24 protein-coding genes and 1 pseudogene are annotated in these 21,057 nt (G+C 69.7%); 13 read left to right on the top strand and 12 right to left on the bottom strand.

The window, feature by feature from the left end:
• Positions 1 to 2: 2 nt before the first annotated feature.
• From ACJQWL_RS00990 to ACJQWL_RS00965, 6 genes and pseudogenes are all read right to left on the bottom strand, one after another.
• Positions 3 to 836, bottom strand: a complete 834-nt coding sequence (locus tag ACJQWL_RS00990; protein WP_330967975.1) for an RsiV family protein — start codon at positions 834 to 836, stop codon at positions 3 to 5.
• A 110-nt stretch (positions 837 to 946) separates the two neighbouring features.
• Positions 947 to 1,660 (bottom strand): 23S rRNA pseudouridine(2604) synthase RluF, encoded by a 714-nt coding sequence (gene rluF, locus ACJQWL_RS00985; RefSeq protein WP_330967976.1) that lies wholly within the window; start codon positions 1,658 to 1,660, stop codon positions 947 to 949.
• Between the two features lie 7 nt (positions 1,661 to 1,667).
• Positions 1,668 to 2,471 (bottom strand): PAS domain-containing protein, encoded by an 804-nt coding sequence (locus ACJQWL_RS00980; RefSeq protein ID WP_330967977.1) that lies wholly within the window; start codon positions 2,469 to 2,471, stop codon positions 1,668 to 1,670.
• Positions 2,472 to 2,567: 96 nt separating this feature from the next.
• Positions 2,568 to 2,861 (bottom strand): GNAT family N-acetyltransferase, encoded by a 294-nt coding sequence (locus ACJQWL_RS00975; RefSeq protein ID WP_330967978.1) that lies wholly within the window; start codon positions 2,859 to 2,861, stop codon positions 2,568 to 2,570.
• A 62-nt stretch (positions 2,862 to 2,923) separates the two neighbouring features.
• Entirely contained in the window at positions 2,924 to 3,154 is a 231-nt protein-coding gene (locus ACJQWL_RS00970) for a hypothetical protein (protein ID WP_330967979.1), read from the bottom strand.
• A 408-nt stretch (positions 3,155 to 3,562) separates the two neighbouring features.
• Positions 3,563 to 3,877, bottom strand: a pseudogene (locus ACJQWL_RS00965) (hypothetical protein); the annotation flags it as partial.
• Between the two features lie 250 nt (positions 3,878 to 4,127).
• On the opposite strand from ACJQWL_RS00965, the gene ACJQWL_RS00960 reads away from it, so the two are divergent.
• Positions 4,128 to 4,322 (top strand): hypothetical protein, encoded by a 195-nt coding sequence (locus ACJQWL_RS00960; RefSeq protein ID WP_330967981.1) that lies wholly within the window; start codon positions 4,128 to 4,130, stop codon positions 4,320 to 4,322.
• Positions 4,323 to 4,376: 54 nt separating this feature from the next.
• On the opposite strand, the gene ACJQWL_RS00955 is transcribed toward ACJQWL_RS00960, so the two are convergent.
• Together ACJQWL_RS00955 and ACJQWL_RS00950 are read right to left on the bottom strand one after the other, a co-directional pair.
• Entirely contained in the window at positions 4,377 to 4,982 is a 606-nt protein-coding gene (locus tag ACJQWL_RS00955; protein WP_330967982.1) for a rhomboid family intramembrane serine protease, read from the bottom strand.
• Positions 4,983 to 5,070: 88 nt separating this feature from the next.
• On the bottom strand, positions 5,071 to 5,703 hold the full coding sequence (locus tag ACJQWL_RS00950; RefSeq protein ID WP_330967983.1) for a glutathione S-transferase family protein: 633 nt from the start codon (positions 5,701 to 5,703) through the stop codon (positions 5,071 to 5,073).
• 104 nt (positions 5,704 to 5,807) lie between these two features.
• Here ACJQWL_RS00950 and ACJQWL_RS00945 point away from each other — a divergent pair, with 104 nt between their 5' ends.
• Both ACJQWL_RS00945 and ACJQWL_RS00940 read left to right on the top strand, forming a co-directional pair.
• On the top strand, positions 5,808 to 7,583 hold the full coding sequence (locus tag ACJQWL_RS00945) for a M14 family metallopeptidase (RefSeq protein WP_330967984.1): 1,776 nt from the start codon (positions 5,808 to 5,810) through the stop codon (positions 7,581 to 7,583).
• Between the two features lie 290 nt (positions 7,584 to 7,873).
• Complete coding sequence (locus tag ACJQWL_RS00940) at positions 7,874 to 8,707, top strand: SDR family oxidoreductase (protein WP_330967985.1); 834 nt, start codon at positions 7,874 to 7,876, stop codon at positions 8,705 to 8,707.
• Positions 8,708 to 8,738: 31 nt separating this feature from the next.
• Here ACJQWL_RS00940 and ACJQWL_RS00935 read toward each other — a convergent pair whose 3' ends face one another.
• The 4 genes from ACJQWL_RS00935 to ACJQWL_RS00920 all read right to left on the bottom strand — a co-directional run bounded on the left by ACJQWL_RS00935 (position 8,739) and on the right by ACJQWL_RS00920 (position 13,394).
• Positions 8,739 to 9,167, bottom strand: coding sequence for a hypothetical protein (locus ACJQWL_RS00935; protein WP_330967986.1), 429 nt, complete (start codon positions 9,165 to 9,167; stop codon positions 8,739 to 8,741).
• Between the two features lie 288 nt (positions 9,168 to 9,455).
• Positions 9,456 to 11,339, bottom strand: coding sequence for an ATP-binding cassette domain-containing protein (locus tag ACJQWL_RS00930; protein WP_330967987.1), 1,884 nt, complete (start codon positions 11,337 to 11,339; stop codon positions 9,456 to 9,458).
• A gap of 55 nt (positions 11,340 to 11,394) precedes the next feature.
• Complete coding sequence (locus ACJQWL_RS00925; RefSeq protein ID WP_330967988.1) at positions 11,395 to 12,126, bottom strand: DUF5666 domain-containing protein; 732 nt, start codon at positions 12,124 to 12,126, stop codon at positions 11,395 to 11,397.
• 110 nt (positions 12,127 to 12,236) lie between these two features.
• The gene (locus tag ACJQWL_RS00920) at positions 12,237 to 13,394 is read right to left on the bottom strand and encodes a pyridoxal phosphate-dependent aminotransferase (protein WP_330967989.1); all 1,158 of its coding nucleotides are present in this window, start codon (positions 13,392 to 13,394) and stop codon (positions 12,237 to 12,239) included.
• Positions 13,395 to 13,574: 180 nt separating this feature from the next.
• On the opposite strand from ACJQWL_RS00920, the gene ACJQWL_RS00915 reads away from it, so the two are divergent.
• The 10 genes from ACJQWL_RS00915 (at position 13,575) to ACJQWL_RS00870 (ending at position 20,999) form a co-directional block, all read left to right on the top strand.
• Positions 13,575 to 14,045, top strand: coding sequence for a DUF3293 domain-containing protein (locus ACJQWL_RS00915; RefSeq protein ID WP_330967990.1), 471 nt, complete (start codon positions 13,575 to 13,577; stop codon positions 14,043 to 14,045).
• Between the two features lie 83 nt (positions 14,046 to 14,128).
• Positions 14,129 to 14,773, top strand: coding sequence for a heme ABC exporter ATP-binding protein CcmA (ccmA, locus tag ACJQWL_RS00910; RefSeq protein ID WP_330967991.1), 645 nt, complete (start codon positions 14,129 to 14,131; stop codon positions 14,771 to 14,773).
• Positions 14,770 to 15,456: a heme exporter protein CcmB gene (ccmB, locus tag ACJQWL_RS00905; protein WP_330967992.1), complete on the top strand. Its 687-nt coding sequence runs from the start codon at positions 14,770 to 14,772 to the stop codon at positions 15,454 to 15,456. The genes ccmA and ccmB overlap by 4 nt, the downstream gene beginning before the upstream one ends.
• Before the next feature lie 76 nt (positions 15,457 to 15,532).
• On the top strand, positions 15,533 to 16,282 hold the full coding sequence (ccmC, locus tag ACJQWL_RS00900; RefSeq protein WP_330967993.1) for a heme ABC transporter permease CcmC: 750 nt from the start codon (positions 15,533 to 15,535) through the stop codon (positions 16,280 to 16,282).
• A complete protein-coding gene (gene ccmD, locus ACJQWL_RS00895) occupies positions 16,279 to 16,449 on the top strand; it encodes a heme exporter protein CcmD (protein WP_330967994.1) in 171 nt (56 codons plus the stop codon). The genes ccmC and ccmD overlap by 4 nt, the downstream gene beginning before the upstream one ends.
• Positions 16,446 to 16,940, top strand: a complete 495-nt coding sequence (gene ccmE, locus ACJQWL_RS00890) for a cytochrome c maturation protein CcmE (RefSeq protein ID WP_411300669.1) — start codon at positions 16,446 to 16,448, stop codon at positions 16,938 to 16,940. Before ccmD ends, ccmE begins: the two co-directional genes overlap by 4 nt.
• Before the next feature lie 51 nt (positions 16,941 to 16,991).
• Entirely contained in the window at positions 16,992 to 18,926 is a 1,935-nt protein-coding gene (locus tag ACJQWL_RS00885; RefSeq protein WP_330967996.1) for a heme lyase CcmF/NrfE family subunit, read from the top strand.
• Entirely contained in the window at positions 18,923 to 19,507 is a 585-nt protein-coding gene (locus tag ACJQWL_RS00880; protein WP_330967997.1) for a DsbE family thiol:disulfide interchange protein, read from the top strand. The genes ACJQWL_RS00885 and ACJQWL_RS00880 overlap by 4 nt, the downstream gene beginning before the upstream one ends.
• Positions 19,508 to 19,554: 47 nt before the next feature.
• Positions 19,555 to 19,986, top strand: coding sequence for a cytochrome c-type biogenesis protein (locus ACJQWL_RS00875; protein WP_411300712.1), 432 nt, complete (start codon positions 19,555 to 19,557; stop codon positions 19,984 to 19,986).
• The gene (locus ACJQWL_RS00870) at positions 19,986 to 20,999 is read left to right on the top strand and encodes a tetratricopeptide repeat protein (protein ID WP_411300668.1); all 1,014 of its coding nucleotides are present in this window, start codon (positions 19,986 to 19,988) and stop codon (positions 20,997 to 20,999) included. The genes ACJQWL_RS00875 and ACJQWL_RS00870 overlap by 1 nt, the downstream gene beginning before the upstream one ends.
• The last annotated feature ends 58 nt before the right edge of the window (positions 21,000 to 21,057 follow it).

The following is a 21,057-nucleotide window of genomic DNA, read 5'->3' as shown; positions in this document are numbered from 1 at the left end:
GGTCAGCTGTCGGCGAACAGCGGCTGGTACTCGCGGGCCACGTGCGGCAGCAACACTGCCGACGGCACCTGCACGCTCTGCGTGCCATCCGAGTACGGGCCCACCTGGTAGGGCGGGAACACGAAGCGCAGCCCGCTCAACGTGCCATCCGGGCGGGCGACGGGCTCGAACTGGCCGAAGTTCCGGGCCGACGCCCCAGTGCCCTCGTCGATCATGCTACCCGCCGTCCGCACCACCTCGGCGCGCTGATCCGACGGCAGCTTGTCGGCGTCCATGCGCTGCGACAGTGCGGTGTGCAATTGCTCGCGAACATGCGCGGAGATCGCCTCCCAACCATCCTCGCTGGGCACCAGGTCCTGGGCGCGCAGCATGCGCTGCTGCCGGGGAAGCCACACGAAGCGCGCCAGGATGGGCGCGGCGTGCGCGCCGCCGGTGTACATGCTGCCGTCGGCGGCGACAGCCACCATCTGCGGCGAATCCAGGACTTCTGTAAACGTCAGGGAAAGGTCGTACAGGCCTTCCGACGACCCTTCGCCCCGCTCGGCGATGGCGTCCAGCAGTTCGGCCCGGGTGTCATCGGCGAAGCGCTTGAGTTCCGCGGCCAGCCCCGGATAACGCTCCGCGCCGGGTGGGTAGCTGATTCCGATGATGTAGTCGGACGTCGTCTCGACCACGTCCTCCAGCTCCACCGGCTCGACCGCCGGAGCGGGTTCGGCGGTGGCCGGGGTGGGCGCGCCCGCCGCCGGGTCAATCGGCTCCGGGTCGCCGGAGCATCCGGGCAGGGCGAATGAAAGCGCGAACACGAGCGACAGGGTCCAGGCAAAGGGGCGGGTCATCGACTGCAATTCCTTATGGCTGCCGGCGACGATAGGGGCGGTGGCGTGACGCCACGATCTACGCCGCGCACATGCCTTGCGCCCCGGGGAACCGAATCGCGCGTCGCGGATTACCAGTCGGTGCGTGCGGGCAGCAGGCGTTGCAATTCGGCGTCGGTGAGGTTGCGCCATTGGCCGGTCTTGAGGCGTGCCAGCTTGACGTTGCCGATGCGCACGCGCACCAGTCGCTTGACCCGGTAGCCGAAGTGCTGGGCCATCAACCGGATCTGACGGTTGAGCCCCTGCACCAGCACGACCCGGAAGCCGAACTTGCCCAGGCGCACGGTCTTGCAGGGGAGCGTCATCTGCCCGTGCACCGGCACCCCTCGCGCCATGCCGCGAAGGAACTCGTCGGTCACCGCGTTGTTGACGCCCACCAGGTACTCCTTCTCCAGCTTGTTCTCCGCGCGAAGGATCTCGTTGACGATGTCGCCGTTGCTGGTCATCAGGATCAGGCCTTCGGAATCCTTGTCCAGTCGACCGATGGGAAAGATGCGCTGCTGGTGGCCTACGAAGTCGACGATGTTGTCCTTGACCGCCGACTCGGTGGTGCACACCACGCCCACCGGCTTGTTCAACGCGATGTAGACATGCCGCCGCTTGCCCTTGGTGGCGGTGCGTGCCCGCAACGCCTGGCCGTCGACCAGCACGGTGTCGCCCTCGCCCACCTCGCTGCCGACGCGGCCCCGCACGCCGTTGACCGTGACCCGCCCCTCGGCGATGTAGCGGTCGGCCTCGCGGCGCGAGCAGGCGCCGGTATCGCTGATGAATTTGTTGAGTCGCATGTCTGGATCAGTACTCGCTGTGCGGCCGGTCGGGCTGGGGCACTTCGCGCAGCACCATGACCGCGCCAAGCTTGTGTCCCTGGGAGGAATGCAGCGGCCTGGCCTCAGCCTCGACCAGGATGTCGGTGCCGTCCCCGCGCCGTATCCGCCAGCGTGCACCGTGGACCGCCTCGTCGCCGGTGATCGCGCGGGCCATCGGCAGCGCGTCTGGAGGACACGGTTCCCCCGAGGCGGTGTAATGGCTGCAGGCCTGGGCGTAACGCTCGGGCGGCGCGTCCAGCAAGGCGCAGCCGTGGAGTGCCTCGGCACGCCGGTTGGCAAAGGTGATGCGCCCGGTCGCATCGGTCATGACCACGCCCTCCGACAGGTTCCCCAGCACGGCCGCGCGCTCGGCGAGCAGCCGTTCGACGTCGCCGCGGGCACGGGCGGACAGGGCCTGGCCCTGCTCCTGCGAGCGCTTGATCGCATCGACGTCGGTGTTGGTTCCAACCCACCCGAGGATCGCGTCATCGCCATCACGGACCGGCAGTGCGCGTGCGAGGTGCCAGCGGTACTGGCGGTCGGCGCCCCTGAGCAGCCGGAACTCGACCTCGTAGGGATCACCGGTCAGGAGCGAGTGCGACCAGCACCGCCCGGCCTCGACCAGGTCGTGGGGGTGGCAGAGGTTCTTCCAGCCGTTGGACAGCAACCGGTCCGGGGTGGCGCAGAAATAGTCGGTCACGGCGCGGTTGACGAAGTCCAACGTGCCATCCGGACGCGAGGTCCAGACCTGCAGCGGTAGTGCGTCAAAGGCGGCTGCATGGAGGGACATCAGCGGATTCTACGCAGGGGCCCGCCTGCTGTCGCCGACACCGCCCCACCCCGTGCGCCTGTCGCACCCGCGCGCCGCAGCGCACGGGGCGGGCGGTCAGGCCGTCTGGACCCTCAGGTCGTCCACGTCGGGGTGCCGGCGCATCCAGCTATCGGCGTACGAGCACGCGGGATCCACGCGCAGCCCCTCGGCCCGGGCATGCTCCAGCGCCCGCTTGACCAGTTTCCCGGCGATCCCGCGGCCCCCGATCGCATCCGGCACCCAGGTGTGGGTGAGGGTCATCACACCCCCGTCGAGCCGGTAGTCGATGTACGCCCGTTCGCCCTCGACGGTGGCGGCAAATCGGTGCACGTCGGAATCGTGCTGGATCGAAAGGTCCTGTTCGCTCATGCAGTACTCCCGGGGCCGCCCCGCGGACGGGTGCGGCCCTTGGTGGTCGGAAAGACGGGCGGTCAGCGGCTGTCGCGCTTGCCCTGGTGGTGGCGGTCCTGGGTGCCGATGCTGCCCTGGATGGCATCCATCCGGCTTTCGGCTGCGTGCAGTTCCTCCGCCTTGGCCGCGGCCTCCGCGGACTGGAAGCCGGCCTCGTTCACGTGCGAGCCCGGGCTGCCAAGTTGCTGCCAGGGCTGGGGCTCGCGGTCGTGGGCCTGCTTGGCGGCCAGGAGCTTGCGGGTATTCGCCAAGGCCTGCTCGGGCGTGATGGCCCGCTTCCGGGACGCCGCGCGCTTGCCCGATGTGGGCTTGCGTGCCGTCGACTGGCTGCTCTTGCCCACCTGCTTGTTGGCGGTTTTCCCCGCGGCTGCTCCCCGGGCGTTGCTGGAAGCGGGGGACCTGACCAACGGTGCCTTCTTCGCCGATGTCTTCTTCGCAGACACCCTGCTTGTCGCAGACGTCTTGACAGTCGACGTCCTGGCAGCCGCCTTCTTGACCGCAGCCTTACTGCCCACGGACGTGCTGGAGGCGGATTTGCGGGCTGGCGTCTTCTGGGCGGCGGCTGTCCTGGCCGTCGTCTTCCCGCTAGCCGGCTTTCTGGTAGCAGCCTTCTTCGCCGTTGCTTTCTTCGCCGTTGCTTTCTTCGCCGTTGCTTTCTTCGCCGTTGCCTTCTTCGCCGCTGTCTTTTTCGCTACCGAGCGGGCAGAAGCCTTCTTGGCAGGCGCTTTCCGGGTCGCGGCCTTCTTGGCTGCCACCTTCTTCGCCGTTGCCTTCTTCGCCGTTGTCTTTTTCGCTACCGTCCGGGCAGAAGCCTTCTTGGCAGGTGCTTTCCGGGTCGCGGCCTTTTTGGCTGCCACCTTCTTCGCTGTCACCTTCCTGGTCGCGACCTTTTTGACCGTCTTGCGCGTGCCGGTGGACGTGCCGGTCGCCTTGGTCTTGCTGGCGTTCTTCTTGGCGGCTTTACGGGTCGCCATGCGTGCCTCCTGGAGTGTCGTGGACGGGCTGGGACGGCTTCGACCGTCACCGTTGCGTGTTAGCACGGCAAACATTCAAGGCGGGTGAGTGCAGGAAGGCGCCAGTCGCCTGCATGACGATCGAGGCAGGCGTCTGCCACTGCATTGCCCACGACCGACCGATCGGCTCCGTACCGGGCCTCCATGCAGGTTCCGGCACGGATCCTGCAGGAAACGGGCAACGGGCCTCGCGCTCTCCTGGGAAAGGTCGATGGACGTGTTGCAGCACCACCCGGTCGATGGCGTCGGCGACTTCGAGCTGATGGAGCGCCTGTTCGAGATCGCCTTCAAGGGCGGCGACGAGGGCGAACTGGTCCGGCTTGACGCGGTCGTCTACGAGCGCCTTGCCGAGGCCTACGCGGAGCCATCGACCGGCCCGGGAGACGCCGGGCCACTGGCTGCCTGACCCGATGCCCCGGGCCGTGACCTGGGGCGCCGGCAATCCGGCGGCACGCGCGGGTCAGCCAAACGAGGGGCTGGCCAGTCGCTCCAGGAACACGCCGGCGATGCGCGGCTCCATCAGCAGCATGAACAGCACGCCGTAGATCGCCCCGGAGAGGTGCGCGCTGTGGTTGGTGTTGTCACCGCCCTGCCGATCCATCCAGAATGAGTAGCCGACGTAGAACACGCCGTAGAGGATCGCCGGCACCGGCAGGAAGAACACGAAGATCAGCGACCACGGCTGCACCAGGATGAAGGCGAACAGCACCGCCGACACCGCACCCGAGGCACCCAGGCTGCGGTACTGCACGTCATGCCGATGGCGCAGGTAGGTCGGCAGGATCGCGATCACGATCGCCGACAGGTAGAACAGCACGTAGCCGACCGGGCCGATCATCGAGCCGATCACCTGCTCGGCAAAGCGACCGAAGAAGAACAGCGTGATCATGTTGAACAGCAGGTGCTGCCAGTCGGCGTGGATGAAGCCGTGGGTCAGCAGCCGGTCGTACTGGTGCTTGCGGTCGATCGCCGGGGGCCAGAGGATCAGTCGTTCAAGCAGGCGCGGATTGTTGAAGGCCAGCCAGGTGACCAGCACGGTCACCGCGATCAGGATCAGGGTCAACATCAGGCAGCGGGTCCGGTAGCGGCAGTGCGACCAGGACGGCCGCGAAGCGAAGCGCGCAGCCTACCCGATGTGCCGCACGCGTTCAGGCTCAGGCCCACTCCTCCAGGCCTTCGCGCTCGTACAGCCGCCGGAAGGTGGGGCGCGCGCGCATCCGTCGGGCGTACGCGGCCAGATGCGGCCACGAGGTTGCCGGTCGCGGCATGTTGCGCGACCAGCGCATCAGCATGGCCAGGTAGAAGTCCGCCACGCTGACCGCGTCCCCCAGCAGGTACGGGCCGTTGGCTCCCAGGTGCGCGTCGATTCGATCCCAGCAGGCCTCGATCCGCGGCCGCACCGAATCGCGCGCAGCATCGGCATGGGCCTGGCCCGCGGCTTCGTGCGGGTACCACCACAGGCGGAACAGCGGCTGCACCGCGTTGGCCAGGTGGAACATCCACTGGTGCAGGCGCGCACGCAGCGGGTCACCGCAAGGAGGCGCCAGGCCGCACCCGGGATGCGCGTCCGCCAGCGTCAGCAACAACGCCGCCGCCTCGGTCATCGGCTGGCCGTCCACCACCAGGGTGGGCACCACGCCGTCGGGGTTGAGCGCGAGGTAATCGGCCTGTTTCTGCTCGCCGGCCTTGAGGTCCAGGGCGCGCAGTTCGTGGTCGATCTCCAGCTCCAGCAGGAGCCAGTGCACCGCGAAACTGGCCGCGCCGGGGGAGTAGTAGAGGACGTGCATGGCGGAGACTCCTGCAGGAACGACAAGTCTAGGGCGTGCGGGCGCGGTCCGGGTGGCGCGGGTGCCCTGCTTTACCATCGCCCCCCTGCCCCTGGAGCCCGCCGATGACGCCTACCCTCCGTCCCGCCCTGCTGGCCGCCGTGCTCGCCCTGCCGGCGACCGCGACCGCACAGCCCTCCGCCCTCGCCACCCATGCCGAGCGGTCCGGGTTCACCCAGACCGGTCGCTACGACGAGGTGACCCGCCTGTGCGGGGCGTTCGCGGCGCACTACCCGGAACGGGTGCGCTGCGAGCAATTCGGCACCACGCCCGAGGGGCGGCCGATGCACCTGCTGGTTGCCACCGACACCGGTGCCTTCACCGCGGTCGAGGCGGCGGCTCGCGGCATCCCGGTGACGCTGATGCAGGGCGGCATCCATGCGGGCGAGATCGACGGCAAGGACGCCGGCTTCCTGGCGCTGCGGCAGATCCTCGACGGCGAGGCTGCCCCGGGCGCACTCGAGCGCCAGGTACTGTTGTTCGTGCCGGTGTTCAACGTCGACGGCCATGAGCGGTTCGGTGCGTGGAACCGGCCCAACCAGCGGGGGCCCGAACAGATGGGCTGGCGTACCACCGCGCAGAACTACAACCTCAACCGCGATTACCTGAAGGCCGATGCGCCCGAAATGCGCGCGATGCTGGGGTTGGTCGGAGCATGGGATCCGCTGGTTTACGTGGACCTGCACGCTACCAACGGCGCGCAGTTCGAGCACGACATCGCCATCCAGGTCGAGCCGCTGCACGGCGGCGACGAGGTACTGCGGGTAATCGGCACGCAGCTGCGCGACGCCACCATCGCGCGGCTCGCCGCGGACGGCGCATTGCCGCTGCCCTTCTACCCCTCGTTCGTCGAGCACGACAACCCCGCTTCCGGCATCGAGGACGGCGCCGCGCCGCCACGGTTCTCGCAGGGCTACATGCAGGTGCGCAACCGCTTCGGGATGCTGGTCGAAACCCACTCGTGGAAGGACTACTCCACCCGCGTGGCCCTGACCCGCAATACGATCGTGGCCGTGGCCGAACTGGTGGCCCAGCACGGCAGCCAGTGGTTGGACGCGACCAGGGCGGCGGACGTTCGCGCCGCCGCGCTGGCCGGCCAGCCGGTGCCACTGGATTACAAGGCCACCGACAAGGCGCGGACGATGCAGTTCCGCGGCTATGCCTACACGCGCACGCCGTCGGACGTATCCGGTGCGCTGGTGACGCGCTATGACGAGACCACGCCACAGGCCTGGACCATCCCGGTACGCGACGAGGTGGTGCCGGGTCGCGTGGTCAAGGCGCCGGGTGCGGGCTATCTGGTGCCCGCGGCGCACGCGGACTGGGTGTCCCGGCGCCTGGACGTGCATGGCGTGCAATACCGCAGCCTCGACAAGGCACCGGGCGAGGTGGCGGCGCAGGCATTCCGTGCGGAAAAGACGGAGTTCGCGCCGCGACCGATGGAAAGCCACCAGCGGCTGACCGTCGAGGGGACGTGGGCGGCGGAGACGCACGACGTAGCCGCGGGCGCTCTGTTCGTGCCCATTGCGCAGCCCCTGTCGCGCCTGGTGATGGCCCTGCTGGAGCCACAGGCACCCGACTCGCTGGCGGCATGGGGCCTGTTCAACAACCACTTCGAACGCAAGGAGTACATGGAGCCGTACGTGGCCGAGGCCGTTGCGCGGGAGATGCTGGCGGCGGATCCCGCGCTGAAAGCGACGTTCGAACGGCGCCTGCGCGAAGACGCCGCCTTCGCCAAGGACCCGTCGGCGCGCCTGGACTTCTTCTACCGTCGCCACAGTGCATGGGACGACCGCTTCAACCTCTACCCTGTACTGCGGGTCGATACCGCACCTCGCTGAGGTGAACAAGGTGGGTCGGTCTTTGCGGGGAATCCGGGCTTGCCCGGGTTCTCCGGGACCGACCCCGCAGGGTGTGGAAGCTTGACCCGCTGTGGCGACGATAGGGGCTGAAGCCGCTCCTGCAGGCCCTGGCCTTGAGGCGCTGATCCGCTGGCAATGCGGCGACCTACGCTTCGCCCGGTGTGAGGTCCACTCCAGGATTGAGGGCGCGCGCATACGGGGAGTGCCGCCACTTCATCAGCCGGCCACGCCTGGTTGCCGACCATGGCTCCCCCACCCAGGAGACGCCCATGGCCACCCGCAAGCAGGCATCCCCCGGCAGCCAGCGATCGATGACGCCGCGACCCGAGACCATCCGCGAGGGCTATCGCGGTTCCGGCAAGCTGGAGGGCAAGGTGGCGCTGGTGACCGGGGGCGACAGCGGCATCGGACGCTCGGTCGCGGTCCACTTCGCCCGCGAAGGCGCGGACGTCGCCATCCTGTATCTCAGCGAGGACGGCGATGCACGCGACACCGCCGACATGGTCGAGGCCGAAGGCCGGCGCTGCCTGCAGATCCGCGGCGACGCCCGGCGCGAGGCGCTGTGCCGCTCGGCCGTGGCACGGACGGTGAAGACGCTGGGCCGGCTGGACGTGCTGGTCAACAACCTCGCCGACCACGTCCCCCAGGACACGCTGGAGGAGATCACGCCCGCGCAGTTGCGCGACACCTTCGAGAACAACGTGTATCCCTTCTTCCACCTGTCACGCCACGCCCTGGCGCACATGCAGGAGGGAAGCGCGATCATCAACACCGGCTCGGTCACCTCCTTCCGTGGCAGCGACCACCTGATCGACTACGCCGCCACCAAGGGTGCGATCGAGACGTTCACCTACTCGCTGGCCAAGAACGTGGTCGACCGCGGCATCCGCGTGAACGGCGTGGCACCCGGCCCGATCTGGACCCCGCTGATCACCTCCAGCTTCAACAAGAAGCAACAGCGCGAGTTCGGTCGCGACACGCCGATGAAGCGCCCCGGCCAGCCCAGCGAGCTGGGCCCGGCCTACGTCTACCTCGCGTGCGACGACAGCAGCTACGTGACCGGCCAGTTCCTGCACGTGAATGGCGGCGGCTTCATCGGCTGAAGTCCCGCGTGGAAGCGCCCGCACCGTTCTCTCAGGGTGCGGCGTCGGCCCCAATCATGGCGAGATGGTCGACCAGGCCCTTGAGCTGGGCCGCCTGCACGCGGTCGACTACCGGGGCGAACGCCCCGATGTGGTCGGGTGCGTAGCCGCCGGCGCGGTAGTGCAACACGATCCGGGTCAGGTCCGGGCGCTCCGCGCCATCCGGGCCCCGGACCGGTTGCAGGCGGAATTCGAGCACGCCGTCCAGGCCCACGCCCTGCAGCGGACCCAGCCCGCCGGTCATGCGCAACGGCGTGCCCGGCTCGGTGAAGACCACTTCGAGGTGACGCGCCTGGCGGTCGCCACCCACCTCGCAGAAGCAGCCGCCTGCGCGCGCATCGATCGACAGCGCCGATTCCACGCCCCACCACGTGTGGTCCTTGGGCCACCAGCGATCGACGCCATTGACCAGCGCGTCCATGCGGTTGCCGCGTCGATGGCGACCACGGCTCCATGCTCGATGGTGAAACCGGCAGACGACTGGTCCTTGACGGCCGCCGCCACCGATCCCCAGGGGCCGGCAAACATGACCGTCCCGGCAACGACGAGGGCAACGACGGGATTTCGCCGGACGGACTCCATCGCGCCGGGAAGTCGATCAGGGCGCGCGCGACGTATCGCAAGCGCCTGTACGCGCTGCCCGGTCGAGCCCAATGCCGGCGCACCACCATCGATCCCCTGGCGCGGAGCCGAAGCTGAAGACCGGGCCCTACCCGTCCAGTTCCGCCCAGCGGGCGAATGCAACCTCGAGCTGCTGCTGTGCCTCGGCCAGGGCGGCATTGTCGGAGGCGACCGCCGCGGGTTCGCGCTGGAAGTAGGCGGGTTCCGCCATCGCCGCTGAAAGCTGCGCGATACGTGTTTCCAGCGCCTCGATCCGCCCGGGAAGCTGCTCCAGTTCGCGCGACTCCTTGAACCCGAGCTTGCGCCGCGGCGCGGAGGGCGTGGTGGCGGCAGCCGCGATCGGGGACACCGGCATCGAAACCGGCCCGGACGGCGCCGGCGCGGTGAATTCGACCCGGCGCTGGCGCAGCCAGTCGCTGTAACCGCCGACGTACTCGCCGACGCGGCCGTCGCCTTCCATCACCAGGGTGGAGGTCACCACGTTGTCCAGGAAGTCTCGGTCGTGGCTGACCAGCAGCAGCGTGCCGGCGTAGTCGCCGAGGATCTCCTCGAGCAGCTCCAGGGTCTCGACGTCCAGGTCGTTGGTCGGTTCGTCCATGACCAGCAGGTTGGACGGCTGTGCGAACAGCTTGGCCAGCAGCAGGCGGTTGCGCTCGCCCCCCGAGAGCCGGGTGATCGGCGCCCGCGCGCGCTCGGGAGTGAACAGGAAGTCCTGCAGGTAGCCGATCACGTGCTTGCTCTTGCCGCCGACCTCCACGAACTCGCGGCCCTCGGACACGTTCTCCAGCGCGTTCCAGTCCTCCCGCAGGGTCGCGCGGTACTGGTCGAAGTACGCCACCTGCAGGTTGCTGCCGAGCCGCACCTCGCCCGAGGTAGGCGCCAGCTCGCCGAGCAGGACCTTGATCAGGGTGGTCTTGCCGCTGCCGTTGGGCCCGATCAGCCCGATCCGGTCGCCCCGGAAGATGGTGGTGGACACGTCACGCAGCAGCGGCTTTCCGCCGTAGTCGAACGACACGTCGCGCGCCTCGACCACCTTCTTGCCCGAGGACTCGGACTGGGCGAAATCCATCCGCACGTTGCCGGTATGCGCACGCCGTTCGGCACGTTCGTTGCGCATCGTCTTCAGCCGGCGCACGCGCCCCTCGTCACGGGTGCGGCGCGCCTTGATGCCCTGCCGGATCCAGACTTCCTCCTGCGCAAGCAGCTTGTCGAAGCGGGCGTTCTCCTGCGCCTCGGCGTTCAAGCGCTCCTCGCGGCGTCGCTCGTAGTTGGCCCAGTCACCCGGCCAGCTGGTGACCTGCCCGCGGTCGATCTCGACGATGCGCGTTGCCAGCGCCTTCAGGAAGCGCCGGTCGTGGGTGACGAACAGCAGCGATCCTGCCCAGCCCTTCAGGAAGGTCTCGAGCCAGTCGATCGCCTCGATGTCGAGGTGGTTGGTCGGTTCGTCCAGCAAGAGCAGGTCGGGGGCCGAAACCAGCGCGCGCGCCAGCAGCACCCGACGCTTCATCCCACCTGACAGACCCGAGAACGCGGCGTCTCCGTCCAGCCCGAGGCGCTCCAGCGTCTCGACCACGCGCTGGTCCAGGCTCCACCCACCGACCGCCTCGATCCGTCCCTGAACCTCCGCCAGGGCGTCGCCATCGAACTCCTCGGCATGGCTCAGGTGGTGGTACTCGGCCAGCCAGGTGCCTACTTCGCCCATGCCGCCGGCGACCACGTCCCATACGTCGCCGGCCGCACCCGCAGGTACTTCCTGCTCCAGGCGCGCCACGCGGGCCGTGGCCTCGCGGCGCACCTCGCCGTCGTCGGGCACCAGCTCGCCGGCGATCAGTTTCATCAGGGTGGACTTGCCGGCGCCATTGCGGCCGATCAGCGCGATGCGCTCGCCGGGTTCGATGGACAGCTGGACGTTCTGGAGCAGCAGCGGGCCGCCGACGCTGTAGTCGACGTCCTGGAGGGTTATCAAAGGCATCCGGCCATTGTACCGGGGCGCGCCACCTCGACGCGCCCCGCCCGGCTGCCTGCGATCAGCGCCTGCGGTCGCGGACGTTCACTTCGACCCAGATCCGCTCGGCGACCCAGTCGTTGCCACGGGGACGGGCCTGGATGCGAAGCACGTCGCCACGCTCGAGCTCATCGGGGCGGTAGAACTGGCCGCGGTACTCGACGGCGGTGCGCTCGTCGTAGTACACGCGCTCCTCGCGGCCGCTGTAGCCGCCGCGGGTCAGGCCGATCACGCGCGATCGCGTATCGACGAACGCGACCGCGCCGTTGAGTTCGCCACCGTAGTAGCTGCCGCCACGGCTGTCGCGCACGTTGTGGACGACCTCGATACGGCGCGCGACCAGGCGGTTGCCCGAACGCACGGTGTCCACGCTGATGCGGTCGCCACGCTCCAGCCCGTCGACCGGCAGCACCCGGCCCTGGTAGACCAGCTGGGTATTGCGGTCGTACATGACCTCGACCTGCCCACCGCCATACCCTCCGCGGCCTTCGGTGCTCAGCACGATCCGGCCGTAGCGGGGATCCACGCCCTGCACGGTGCCCAGCAGGCGCTGGCTGCCGTATTGGCCGCGGTACTGGTCCGGATAACTCTGGCCCTGGCCGTAGCCACCGGGGTATGCCCCGCCCAGCCCGCCCATGCCGGTGGCACAGCCACCCAGGGCAAGCAGCAACGCGGACGCCGCGAGCGCTTTGGGTAGGGCCCGGAACCGGCGCGAGGCCGCTGGGGTCTGGGTGTCGATCTGCTTGGCGTGCATGGCGCTGCTCCACGGCGGAAAACCATGCCAGCATCGGCGCGCCGCGGTGAATGCCGGGTTATCGCCGCCGGGTCCCGTTCAGGCCGCGCGCGCTCCATCCATCATTGCGCTCAAAGGTCCTTCAGGCGCTCGATTGCAGCATCCAGCGTCGCCTCGTTCTTGGCGAAGCACAGCCGGGCCAGGTGCTGTCGCCGCGGCGGCGTGGCATAGAAGGGCGAAAGCGGGATCGCGCACACGCCCTTCTCCACCGTCAGCCAGCGGCAGAACGAGGCGTCGTCCAGGTCGCTCACCGCCGAGTAGTCGACCAGCTGGAAGTAGCCACCGGGCACCTCCAGCGACTTCAGCCGCGTATCCAGCAACTGCTCCTGGAACCGGTCGCGCTTGGCCTGGTAGAACGCGCCCAGTCCTTCGTAATGCGCCGGCTCGGCCTCGATCATCTCGGCGAACGCCGCCTGCGCCGGGGTGAAGGTACAGAAGGTGTTGTACTGGTGGACCTTGCGCAGTTCAGCCGACAGCGCCGGCGGCGCGATGCAGTAGCCGACCTTCCAGCCGGTGCAGTGGTAGGTCTTGCCGAAGCTGGACACCACGAATGCGCGCTCGCGCAGGGCCGGGTAGCGCAGGGCCGACTCGTGGCGCGCGCCATCGAACACGATGTGCTCGTACACCTCGTCCGACAGCAGGTAGATGCCGGTGTCGTGCAGCAACGCGGCCAACTGCGCGATGTCGTCGCCGCTGAACATCGCGCCCGACGGGTTGTGCGGGGTGTTGGTGATGATCATCCGCGTATTCGCAGTGACCGCCGCACGGATGCGGTCCCAGTCGGCGCGGAAGTGCGCCGGGTCCAGCGGCACGTGCACCGCGTGGCCACCGGCCAGGTCGATGGCCGGTTCGTAGCAGTCGTAGCAGGGGTCCAGCACGATCACCTCGTCGCCGGGCCGCACCACGGCGTGTACCGCATCGAAGATGGCCTCGCTGGCGCCCGAGGTCACGGTGATCTCGGCATCCGGGTCGGGGCGATGGCCGTAGCAACGCTCGGTCTTGGCTGCGATCGCCTCGCGCAGCACCGGCAGGCCGGTCATCGGCGCGTACTGGTTCCTGCCTTCGCGCATGGCGCGCCCCAGCGCCTGCACCAGCCGTTCGGGCACGTCGAAGTCGGGGAACCCCTGCCCCAGGTTGACTGCGCCGTGTTCGGCGGCGAGCTGCGACATCACGGTGAAGATCGTGGTGCCGACGTTGGGAAGTTTGGTCGCGGGGGCGGGCACGGGCATGGCGGCGGCTCGATGAAGCGAAACGGCCGCCGAGTCTACGAAACCCGGCGATGGCGGCGTGCGAAACGGTCGGGATGCAGTGCCGATGCCCAGGGAACGCGCCGTCCCACCCTGCCCAGGGTGGGGACGACAGTGCCTTCCGCGTTTGCAACCCGATCGCCCACGCTGGACACTCGCCCCATGCGCACGCTCACCGTGGTTGATGCCGCAGGCCTGGCGGCGGCGTATGCCGGCGCCCGCTACTGCGTGATGATCGATGGCGACACCTTGCCCCTGGCCGTTGGGCAGGTGGCGTCCGACCTGGAGGCGTACTGGCCGGCCGAACGCTATGTCTTCATCACCGCCTGGAACCCGGCGTCGGAAGTCCACTCCGATGCCGCCAACGACACCGCCGATGCGTTGCTTGTAACCCGGCTCGACGCGGCCGGGCTGCAGCGCCACGCCGCCTGGTCGCAGGGCGCGCAGGGCGACTGGCGCGAACCGGGCTGGCTGGTCGCGGGACTGGACGACTGCGCGAGCTCGACCCTGGCGCAGGAGTTCGGGCAGGCCGGCATCCTGTCTTGGGATCGCGGCCAGCCGGTGCGCCTGCAGATGCTGCTGCATCGTCCGCAAGGCGCCCCGATGGCGCCCCACGTCGACTGGGTCGAATGACCCGACACGAGTCACGCGGGTCGACCGCCGGGCGGAAGGTGGCCCGGTAGAATTGCCGGCCCCCAGTTGACTGGCCGCGCCCGTTGCCGACCCCCGACCATCCCGCGCCACCCCTGCTGCACGTCAACGGCCTGCGCTATTCGCGCAACGACCTGCCGGTCTTCGGCCCATTGGATTTCTCCGTGGACGCCGGTGAGGCGCTGCTGGTGCAGGGCGACAACGGGGCCGGCAAGACCACCTTGCTGCGGGTCCTGGTCGGCCTGCTGCGCGCCGATGGCGGCACGGTCGATATCGACGGCGAGCCTGCCCGCCCGGCGCGCCGCGCCAGCGCCATGGCCTACCTGGGGCACCTGCCCGGACTGAAGGCCGACCTCAGCGTCATGGAGAACCTCGACTTCCAGTGCGGCCTGCACGGACGGCGGCGCGCCCAGTTGCCCGAGAACGCACTGGCGATGGTCGGCCTGGCCGGCTATGGGGACGCGTTGCTGCGGCAGCTTTCGGCCGGCCAGAAGAAGCGCCTTGGACTGGCGAGGCTGTGGCTGTCCCCGGCACCGATGTGGCTGCTGGACGAGCCCTACGCCAACCTGGACCTTGACGGCATCGAACTGGTCAACCGGATGGTGCAGGCCCAGCTCCGTGCCGGCGGCGCGGCGCTGGTGACCACGCACGGGGCGTACGCGGCACCGCCGGTACGGACCCGGACGCTGGTGCTGGAGAAGCGGTCATGAGCGCCGCGCCCACGCTCCTCTCCACCGCCCGCGCGCTGGTGGCCCGTGACGCCCGGCTGCTGTGGCGCCGCCGGGGCGATGCGATGCAGCCGGCGCTGTTCGCCTTGCTGGTGGTGGTGCTGTTCGCGCTGGCACTGGGTGGGGAGCGCGAGGCGCTGGCCCCGTCGGCGGGCGCGGTGCTGTGGGTCGCGGTGCTGCTGGCCGGGCTGCTGTCGCTGGATACCCTGTTCCGGGGCGATGCGGAGGACGGCTCGCTGGAGCAGTGGATGCTGGCGCCGGTACCCCTCGCATGGCTGGTGGCCGTGCGGACCTTCATGCACTGGGCCAGCACCTCGCTGCCGCTGCTGGTTGCCACCCCGGTCCTGGGCGAGTTGCTGTACCTGCCCCGCGACCAGCTGGGGCTGCTGCTGGCCGGCCTGGCACTGGGCACGCCCCTGCTCAGCCTGCTGGGCTCGGTGGTGGCCGCGCTGACGGTCGGGATGCGGCGCTCCGGTATACTCGTTGCCCTGCTGGCGCTGCCCCTGTACGTCCCGGTCCTGGTGTTCGGGGCCGGCAGCGTGGCGGCCTCGGCGCAGGGATTGGACCCCACCGGTGCGTTGCTGCTGCTTGCAGCCGGGCTGGTGCTGGCACTGGTGCTGGCACCACTGGCGGCGGCCGCCGCGATCCGGATCGCGCTGAACTGATGGCCGCTGCGCGCGGTCGGACACGGGCCCCCCTCACCAACCCTCCCCTGCCCCGCACGGGAGGGGGCGAAGAGCAATGAATCCAATCGTCCGCTGGTTCCACAAACTCGGATCGCCTCCCTACTTCGACCGCTTCGCCGCGCGCTGGGCGCCCTGGGCCTACGGCCTGGGCTTCCTCGCGATGGCGGTCGGCGTGTACGGGGCGCTGTGGGTGGTGCCGGCGGACTACCAGCAGGGTGACAGCTTCCGCATCCTCTACATCCACGTGCCCAGCGCATGGATGAGCATGGCGGTGTTCGCGCTGATGGCAGTGTATGCAGCGATCGCGCTGGTCTGGCGGATCAAGCTCTGCGAGATACTGGCCATGGCGTGTGCACCGATCGGTGCCGGGTTCACTCTCATCACGCTTGCCACCGGCTCCATCTGGGGCAAGCCGATGTGGGGCACGTGGTGGGACTGGGACCCGCGCCTGACCACGGAGCTGATCCTGCTGTTCCTCTACCTGGGCGTGATCGGTCTCTACAACGCCATCGACGACCGCCGCGCCGCCGCGCGCGCCGCCGGCTTGCTGGCGATCGTGGGCGTGGTGCTGCTGCCGGTGATCCGCTACTCGGTGGTGTGGTGGAACTCGCTGCACCAGGGCCAGACGATCCGGATGTTCGGCGAGTCCTCGATGGACGCCAGCATGGTGTGGCCGCTTGCCTGGATGGTGGTGGGAACCAAACTGTGGTTCATCGGCGCCCTGCTGGCACGATCGCGCGCCGACAACCTGCAGCGCGAAGCGGGCAAGGCGTGGGTCGTGGAACCCGCAGGGACACCGCGATGACCTACCTGGAATACGTGGTCGCCGCCTACGTAGTGTTCGTGCTGGTCATGGCCTACGAGTTGATCGTCCCCCACCTGCAGATCCGCCGTGCCCGTCGCGCCGCGCTGCTGCGTGCCGCCCGCACCGCCCCGCGCCGCGGCCCCCACCCCCCCGAGTTGACCCGATGAACCCGATCCGCCGCCGCCGACTGCTCCTGATACTTGCCCTGGTCGCCGCTGCCGGTATTGCCGCGGGCCTGGTGGCGATGGCGCTGCAGCGCAACGTCGCCTACCTGTACACCCCGAACGAAGTGCTGACCGGCGAGGCCGGCGCGCAGGTCAGCGACGGCACCGCGCGCTTCCGCCTGGGCGGCATGGTCGCCAAGGATTCGTTCCAGCGCCCGGTGGGATCGATGGAGGCGCGCTTCCGTGTGACCGACGGCGATGCGGAAATGCCTGTGTCCTATACCGGCATCCTCCCCGACCTGTTCCGCGAGGACCAGGCCGTGGTCGCTACCGGCCGCATGCAGGGCGACACCTTCGTCGCCGAGGAACTGCTGGCCAAGCACGACGAGAACTACATGCCCAAGGAAGTGGCGGACAAGATGGGCGAGGCCCACCGCAAGCACGACGTGGACGCGCCTGCGACCGACGCGGCGGCGGATGGGGCCGGGTACTGATGGGCGCTCGCATGCGGTGCTTGCGCGGCGCGCTCCAGGGGTCCCCTGCCGATGCTTCCTGAACTCGGCCAGGTCGCACTGGTCCTGGCGCTGCTGGTGGCCCTGTTGCAGGCGGTGCTGCCACTGGCCGGCGCGCACCGCGGCGTGGCCGGCTGGATGGCGGTGGCGCGGCCGGCGGCGTACGCGCAGCTGGCGCTGGTCGCGGTCGCCTACGGCCTGCTGACGCACGCCTTCGTCACGCAGGATTTCTCGGTCCGCTACGTCACCCAGCACAGCAACACCCTGCTACCGACGCTTTACCGGATCACCGCGGTCTGGGGCTCGCACGAAGGCTCGCTGCTGCTGTGGACGCTGGTGATCGCGCTGTGGACCGCGGCGGTCGCGCGCTTCTCGCGTGCGCTCCCGGCCACCGTCATCGCCCGGGTGCTGGGCGTGATGGGCATCGTGGCGACCGGCTTCCTGGCGTTCCTCATCTTCACCAGCAACCCCTTCGCGCGGCTGTTGCCGGCAGCGGTGGAGGGTCGCGACCTCAACCCGTTGTTGCAGGACCCGGGGATGATCATCCACCCGCCGATGCTGTACTTCGGCTACGTGGGGTTCGCGGTGTCGTTCGCCTTCGCCATCGCCGCGCTGCTCGATGGACGCGTGGACGTGCGCTGGCTGCGCTGGACGCGGCCGTGGACCAACATCGCGTGGGGCTTCCTGACCCTGGGCATCATGCTGGGCAGCTGGTGGGCGTACTACGAGCTGGGCTGGGGCGGCTGGTGGTTCTGGGACCCGGTCGAGAACGCCAGCTTCATGCCGTGGCTGGCCGGCGCCGCGCTGATCCATTCCCAGGCCGTCACCGAAAAGCGCGGCTCGTTCCGCAGCTGGACCCTGCTGTTGGCGATCGCCACGTTCTCGCTGTCGCTGCTGGGTGCCTTCCTGGTGCGTTCGGGGGTGCTGACCAGCGTGCACAGCTTCGCCGCCGACCCCTCGCGCGGCCTGTTCATCCTGGTGTTCCTGGGCCTGGTCATCGGCGGCTCGCTGTTGCTCTACGCCTTGCGCGCGCCCACCGCTCTGGACGACGGCAAGCCGTTCGCACCGGCCTCGCGGGAAACCCTGTTGCTGGCCAACAACCTGCTGCTGGCCACGGCCTGCGCGATGGTGCTGATCGGCACGCTCTACCCGTTGCTGGCCGATGCGCTGGGACTGGGCAAGATCTCGGTGGGCCCGCCGTATTTCGCGCTGATGTTCATCCTGCTGATGGCCCCCCTGGTGCTGTTGCTGCCGTTCGGCCCGCTCACGCGCTGGCAACGCGAGCAGCCCTCCCGGCTGGTGGCGATGCTCGCGCCCTGGTTCGTGGTGGCGCTGATCGCCGGCGCCGCGGCGTTCTTCCTGGCACCACAGGGCCCGTGGAAGGTGGCCGCGGGCATCTTCGGCGCGGCCTGGGTAGCGGGCGGCACGTTGCACTTCGTGTGGACGCGTGTGCGCGCCAAAGGCCGCTTCACCCCGGAGATGGTCGGCATGGTGCTCGCGCACCTGGGCGTGGCGGTATTCCTGGTGGGCGCGCTGCTGACCGAAGGGCTCAACCGCCAGCGTGAAGTCGCGGTGGCGCCGGGTAACCAGGTCACCCTGGGCGACTACCGTTTCCGCTTCGATGGCGTGGACACGTACCAGGGCCCGAACTTCCTGGCCGACCGCGGCACCGTCACCGTGTTCGACGGCGAGACCCGCATCGCGGTCATGCATCCGGAGAAGCGCGCCTACGTCGCCGGTGGCCAGATCATGACCGAGGCCGCGCTGGTCCCGGGCGTCACCCGCGACCTGTACGTCGCCCTGGGCGAACCCCTCGGTGACGGCGCCTGGGCACTGCGGGTGCACGTCAAGCCGTACGTCCGCTGGATCTGGGCGGGCGCGCTGCTGATGATGCTGGGCGGGTTCATCACCGCCACCGATCGCCGCTTCCGCAAGCCCATCACCCCCCGTCCAGAGCCCACGCCATGACCGAGCCCCGCGCTGCCCGCCCCTCGCTCGCGCGCTGGCTGCCCCTGGTGGTGGTCGCCGCGCTGGGCGTGCTGCTGGCCGCAGGCGTCTGGATGAGCCGCGACCCCGGCCGCGATGCGCTGCCTTCGGCCCTCATCGACCGCCCTGCGCCGGACTTCGCGCTGCCCCTGCTGCACGACCCGGCCCGCACCGTGACCGGCCAGGAGCTGCGCGGCGCACCCTACCTGCTCAACGTGTGGGGCAGCTGGTGCCCCGAGTGCCGCGTCGAGCATCCGGTGCTCACGCGTTTCGCCGAGACCAAGCGCGTGCGCGTGATCGGCTACAACCTCAAGGACGAGCCCGCCGACGCGCTGCGCTGGCTCGAGCGGTTCGGCAATCCCTACTGGATGGTGCTGGTCGACCTGGAAGGCCGGGCCGCCATCGACTGGGGCATCTACGGCGCGCCGGAGACCTTCCTGGTCGACGCCAACGGCGTGGTGCGCTGGAAGTACGTGGGTACGGTGAGCGACGACATCATCCGCGAGGAGCTGTTGCCTGCGCTGGCGGCCGTCGAGCGCATTCCCACGGAGCAGGCGCTGTGACCGGCGCGCCCGCCATCGCCCGCCTTCGCGTCGCGCTGCTGGCAACGCTGGCGCTGTGGGTGCTGGTGGCGGTGGTCCTGGCGCCGCTGCCAGTGCGCGCGCAGGCCGGCAGCGACCCGGCGCCCCTGCAGTTCACCGACACCGTCGAGGAACGCCGCTTCCACGCGCTGGTCGCCGAACTTCGCTGCGTGATGTGCCAGAACCAGTCGCTGGCCGACTCCGACGCGCAGATCGCACACGACCTGCGGCGCGAAGTGCTCGAACTGATGCAGTCGGGGCGCAGCGACGACGAAATCAAGGACTTCCTGGTGGCGCGTTACGGCGAGTTCGTGCTGTACCGGCCCGCATTCCAGGCCAATACGTGGCTGTTGTGGATCGCGCCCCTGCTGGTTCTGCTGGCGGGCGGCGCAGCCGTGGCGGTGGCGGTACGCAGGCGCGGCGCGCGTCCGGTACCCGAAGACGAGGGACAGGAATGGTGATGGCCACCTTCGTGATCCTGGCCGTCGTGCTGGCGCTGGCCGCGCTGGCGTGGGCGACCACGCCGCTGTGGCGACAGGCACCCGTGCCCGGCGCGGTTGCGGTGGCGACGATGGCGGTCCTGGCCGGGGCGCTGTACCTGGCGGTCGGCAATCCCGACGCGCTGGATCCCGCCAACCGCCGCCCGCCCGAGACGCTGCCGGAAGCCATCGCCGGGCTGGAGGCCGCGCTCGAGCGAGATCCCCGCCAGCCGGAAGGTTGGCGCCTGCTGGCGCGGGCCTACGCGGCCGAGGCACGCATGGTCGATGCGCGCGACGCCTTCAGCAAGGCGGTGGAACTGGCACCGGATGACGCCGACCTGCTGGCCGAAGCCGCCGAATCCAGGGCCCTGGCGCAGCCGGACCGCCGCTTCGACGACGCCGCCGTGGACATGCTGCAGCGAGCGCTGCAGGTGCAACCCATGCACCAGCGCAGCCGCTGGTTCCTCGGCATCGCCCAGCGCCAGCGCGGCCAGCACGCGCAGGCCGCGGCCACGTGGTCGCCGCTGCTGGGCGCGGTCGATGCCAGCACCGCCGGGCCGTTGCGCGAGCAGATCGACCTTGCCCGCGCCCAGGCCGGCCTGCCGCCGCTCCCGGCAGCGGCCACGCCGGTACCCGGGCAGGCGCCCGGACCGGGGGTCACCGTCAGCGTGTCGCTGGATCCCCAACTGGTGATGCGCCTGCCGGAAGGCGCGACGGTCTTCGTGATCGCCCGCCAGCCCGACGGCTCGCCCATGCCCGTCGCCGTCGAGCGCCTGCCGGTATCCGCGCTGCCCACCGTGGTGACGCTGGACGACCGCGACAGCCTGATGCCGACCCTCAAGCTGTCCGAGCTCGACACGGTGGAACTGGTGGCACGTATCTCGGCCAGCGGCGACGCCACCCCGCGACCGGGCGACTTCACCTCCGTCCCCGTGCGCGCCCGGCCCGGCACCGATGCCCGTGCCGCGCTGCTGATCGACCAGGTGGTGCGCTGATCGGACGCACCCGGCAGCCTTGCCGCGCGGCGGTGCCGCGTGCACCGGGACCGGGGGG

Source organism: Novilysobacter viscosus (assembly GCF_046600715.1).
GTDB classification, from domain to species: Bacteria; Pseudomonadota; Gammaproteobacteria; order Xanthomonadales; family Xanthomonadaceae; genus Lysobacter_C; species Lysobacter_C viscosus.
This window is presented reverse-complemented; position numbering and strand designations above follow the sequence as displayed.

Bases quoted from the DNA above. Each gene is read 5' to 3' on its own strand.
- ACJQWL_RS00980 (WP_330967977.1), bottom strand. From the start codon at position 2,471: ATGTCCCTCCATGCAGCCGCCTTTGACGCACTACCGCTGCAGGTCTGG.
- ccmC (WP_330967993.1), top strand. From the start codon at position 15,533: ATGAATCCAATCGTCCGCTGGTTCCACAAACTCGGATCGCCTCCCTAC.
- ACJQWL_RS00880 (WP_330967997.1), top strand. From the start codon at position 18,923: ATGACCGAGCCCCGCGCTGCCCGCCCCTCGCTCGCGCGCTGGCTGCCC.
- ACJQWL_RS00940 (WP_330967985.1), top strand. From the start codon at position 7,874: ATGGCCACCCGCAAGCAGGCATCCCCCGGCAGCCAGCGATCGATGACG.
- ACJQWL_RS00935 (WP_330967986.1), bottom strand. From the start codon at position 9,167: ATGGACGCGCTGGTCAATGGCGTCGATCGCTGGTGGCCCAAGGACCAC.
- ACJQWL_RS00960 (WP_330967981.1), top strand. From the start codon at position 4,128: ATGGACGTGTTGCAGCACCACCCGGTCGATGGCGTCGGCGACTTCGAG.
- ACJQWL_RS00870 (WP_411300668.1), top strand. From the start codon at position 19,986: ATGGCCACCTTCGTGATCCTGGCCGTCGTGCTGGCGCTGGCCGCGCTG.
- ACJQWL_RS00915 (WP_330967990.1), top strand. From the start codon at position 13,575: ATGCGCACGCTCACCGTGGTTGATGCCGCAGGCCTGGCGGCGGCGTAT.
- ACJQWL_RS00955 (WP_330967982.1), bottom strand. From the start codon at position 4,982: ATGTTGACCCTGATCCTGATCGCGGTGACCGTGCTGGTCACCTGGCTG.
- ACJQWL_RS00885 (WP_330967996.1), top strand. From the start codon at position 16,992: ATGCTTCCTGAACTCGGCCAGGTCGCACTGGTCCTGGCGCTGCTGGTG.
- rluF (WP_330967976.1), bottom strand. From the start codon at position 1,660: ATGCGACTCAACAAATTCATCAGCGATACCGGCGCCTGCTCGCGCCGC.
- ACJQWL_RS00920 (WP_330967989.1), bottom strand. From the start codon at position 13,394: ATGCCCGTGCCCGCCCCCGCGACCAAACTTCCCAACGTCGGCACCACG.
- ccmD (WP_330967994.1), top strand. From the start codon at position 16,279: ATGACCTACCTGGAATACGTGGTCGCCGCCTACGTAGTGTTCGTGCTG.
- ACJQWL_RS00945 (WP_330967984.1), top strand. From the start codon at position 5,808: ATGACGCCTACCCTCCGTCCCGCCCTGCTGGCCGCCGTGCTCGCCCTG.
- ACJQWL_RS00990 (WP_330967975.1), bottom strand. From the start codon at position 836: ATGACCCGCCCCTTTGCCTGGACCCTGTCGCTCGTGTTCGCGCTTTCA.
- ccmB (WP_330967992.1), top strand. From the start codon at position 14,770: ATGAGCGCCGCGCCCACGCTCCTCTCCACCGCCCGCGCGCTGGTGGCC.
- ACJQWL_RS00950 (WP_330967983.1), bottom strand. From the start codon at position 5,703: ATGCACGTCCTCTACTACTCCCCCGGCGCGGCCAGTTTCGCGGTGCAC.
- ACJQWL_RS00975 (WP_330967978.1), bottom strand. From the start codon at position 2,861: ATGAGCGAACAGGACCTTTCGATCCAGCACGATTCCGACGTGCACCGA.
- ACJQWL_RS00930 (WP_330967987.1), bottom strand. From the start codon at position 11,339: ATGCCTTTGATAACCCTCCAGGACGTCGACTACAGCGTCGGCGGCCCG.
- ccmE (WP_411300669.1), top strand. From the start codon at position 16,446: ATGAACCCGATCCGCCGCCGCCGACTGCTCCTGATACTTGCCCTGGTC.
- ACJQWL_RS00925 (WP_330967988.1), bottom strand. From the start codon at position 12,126: ATGCACGCCAAGCAGATCGACACCCAGACCCCAGCGGCCTCGCGCCGG.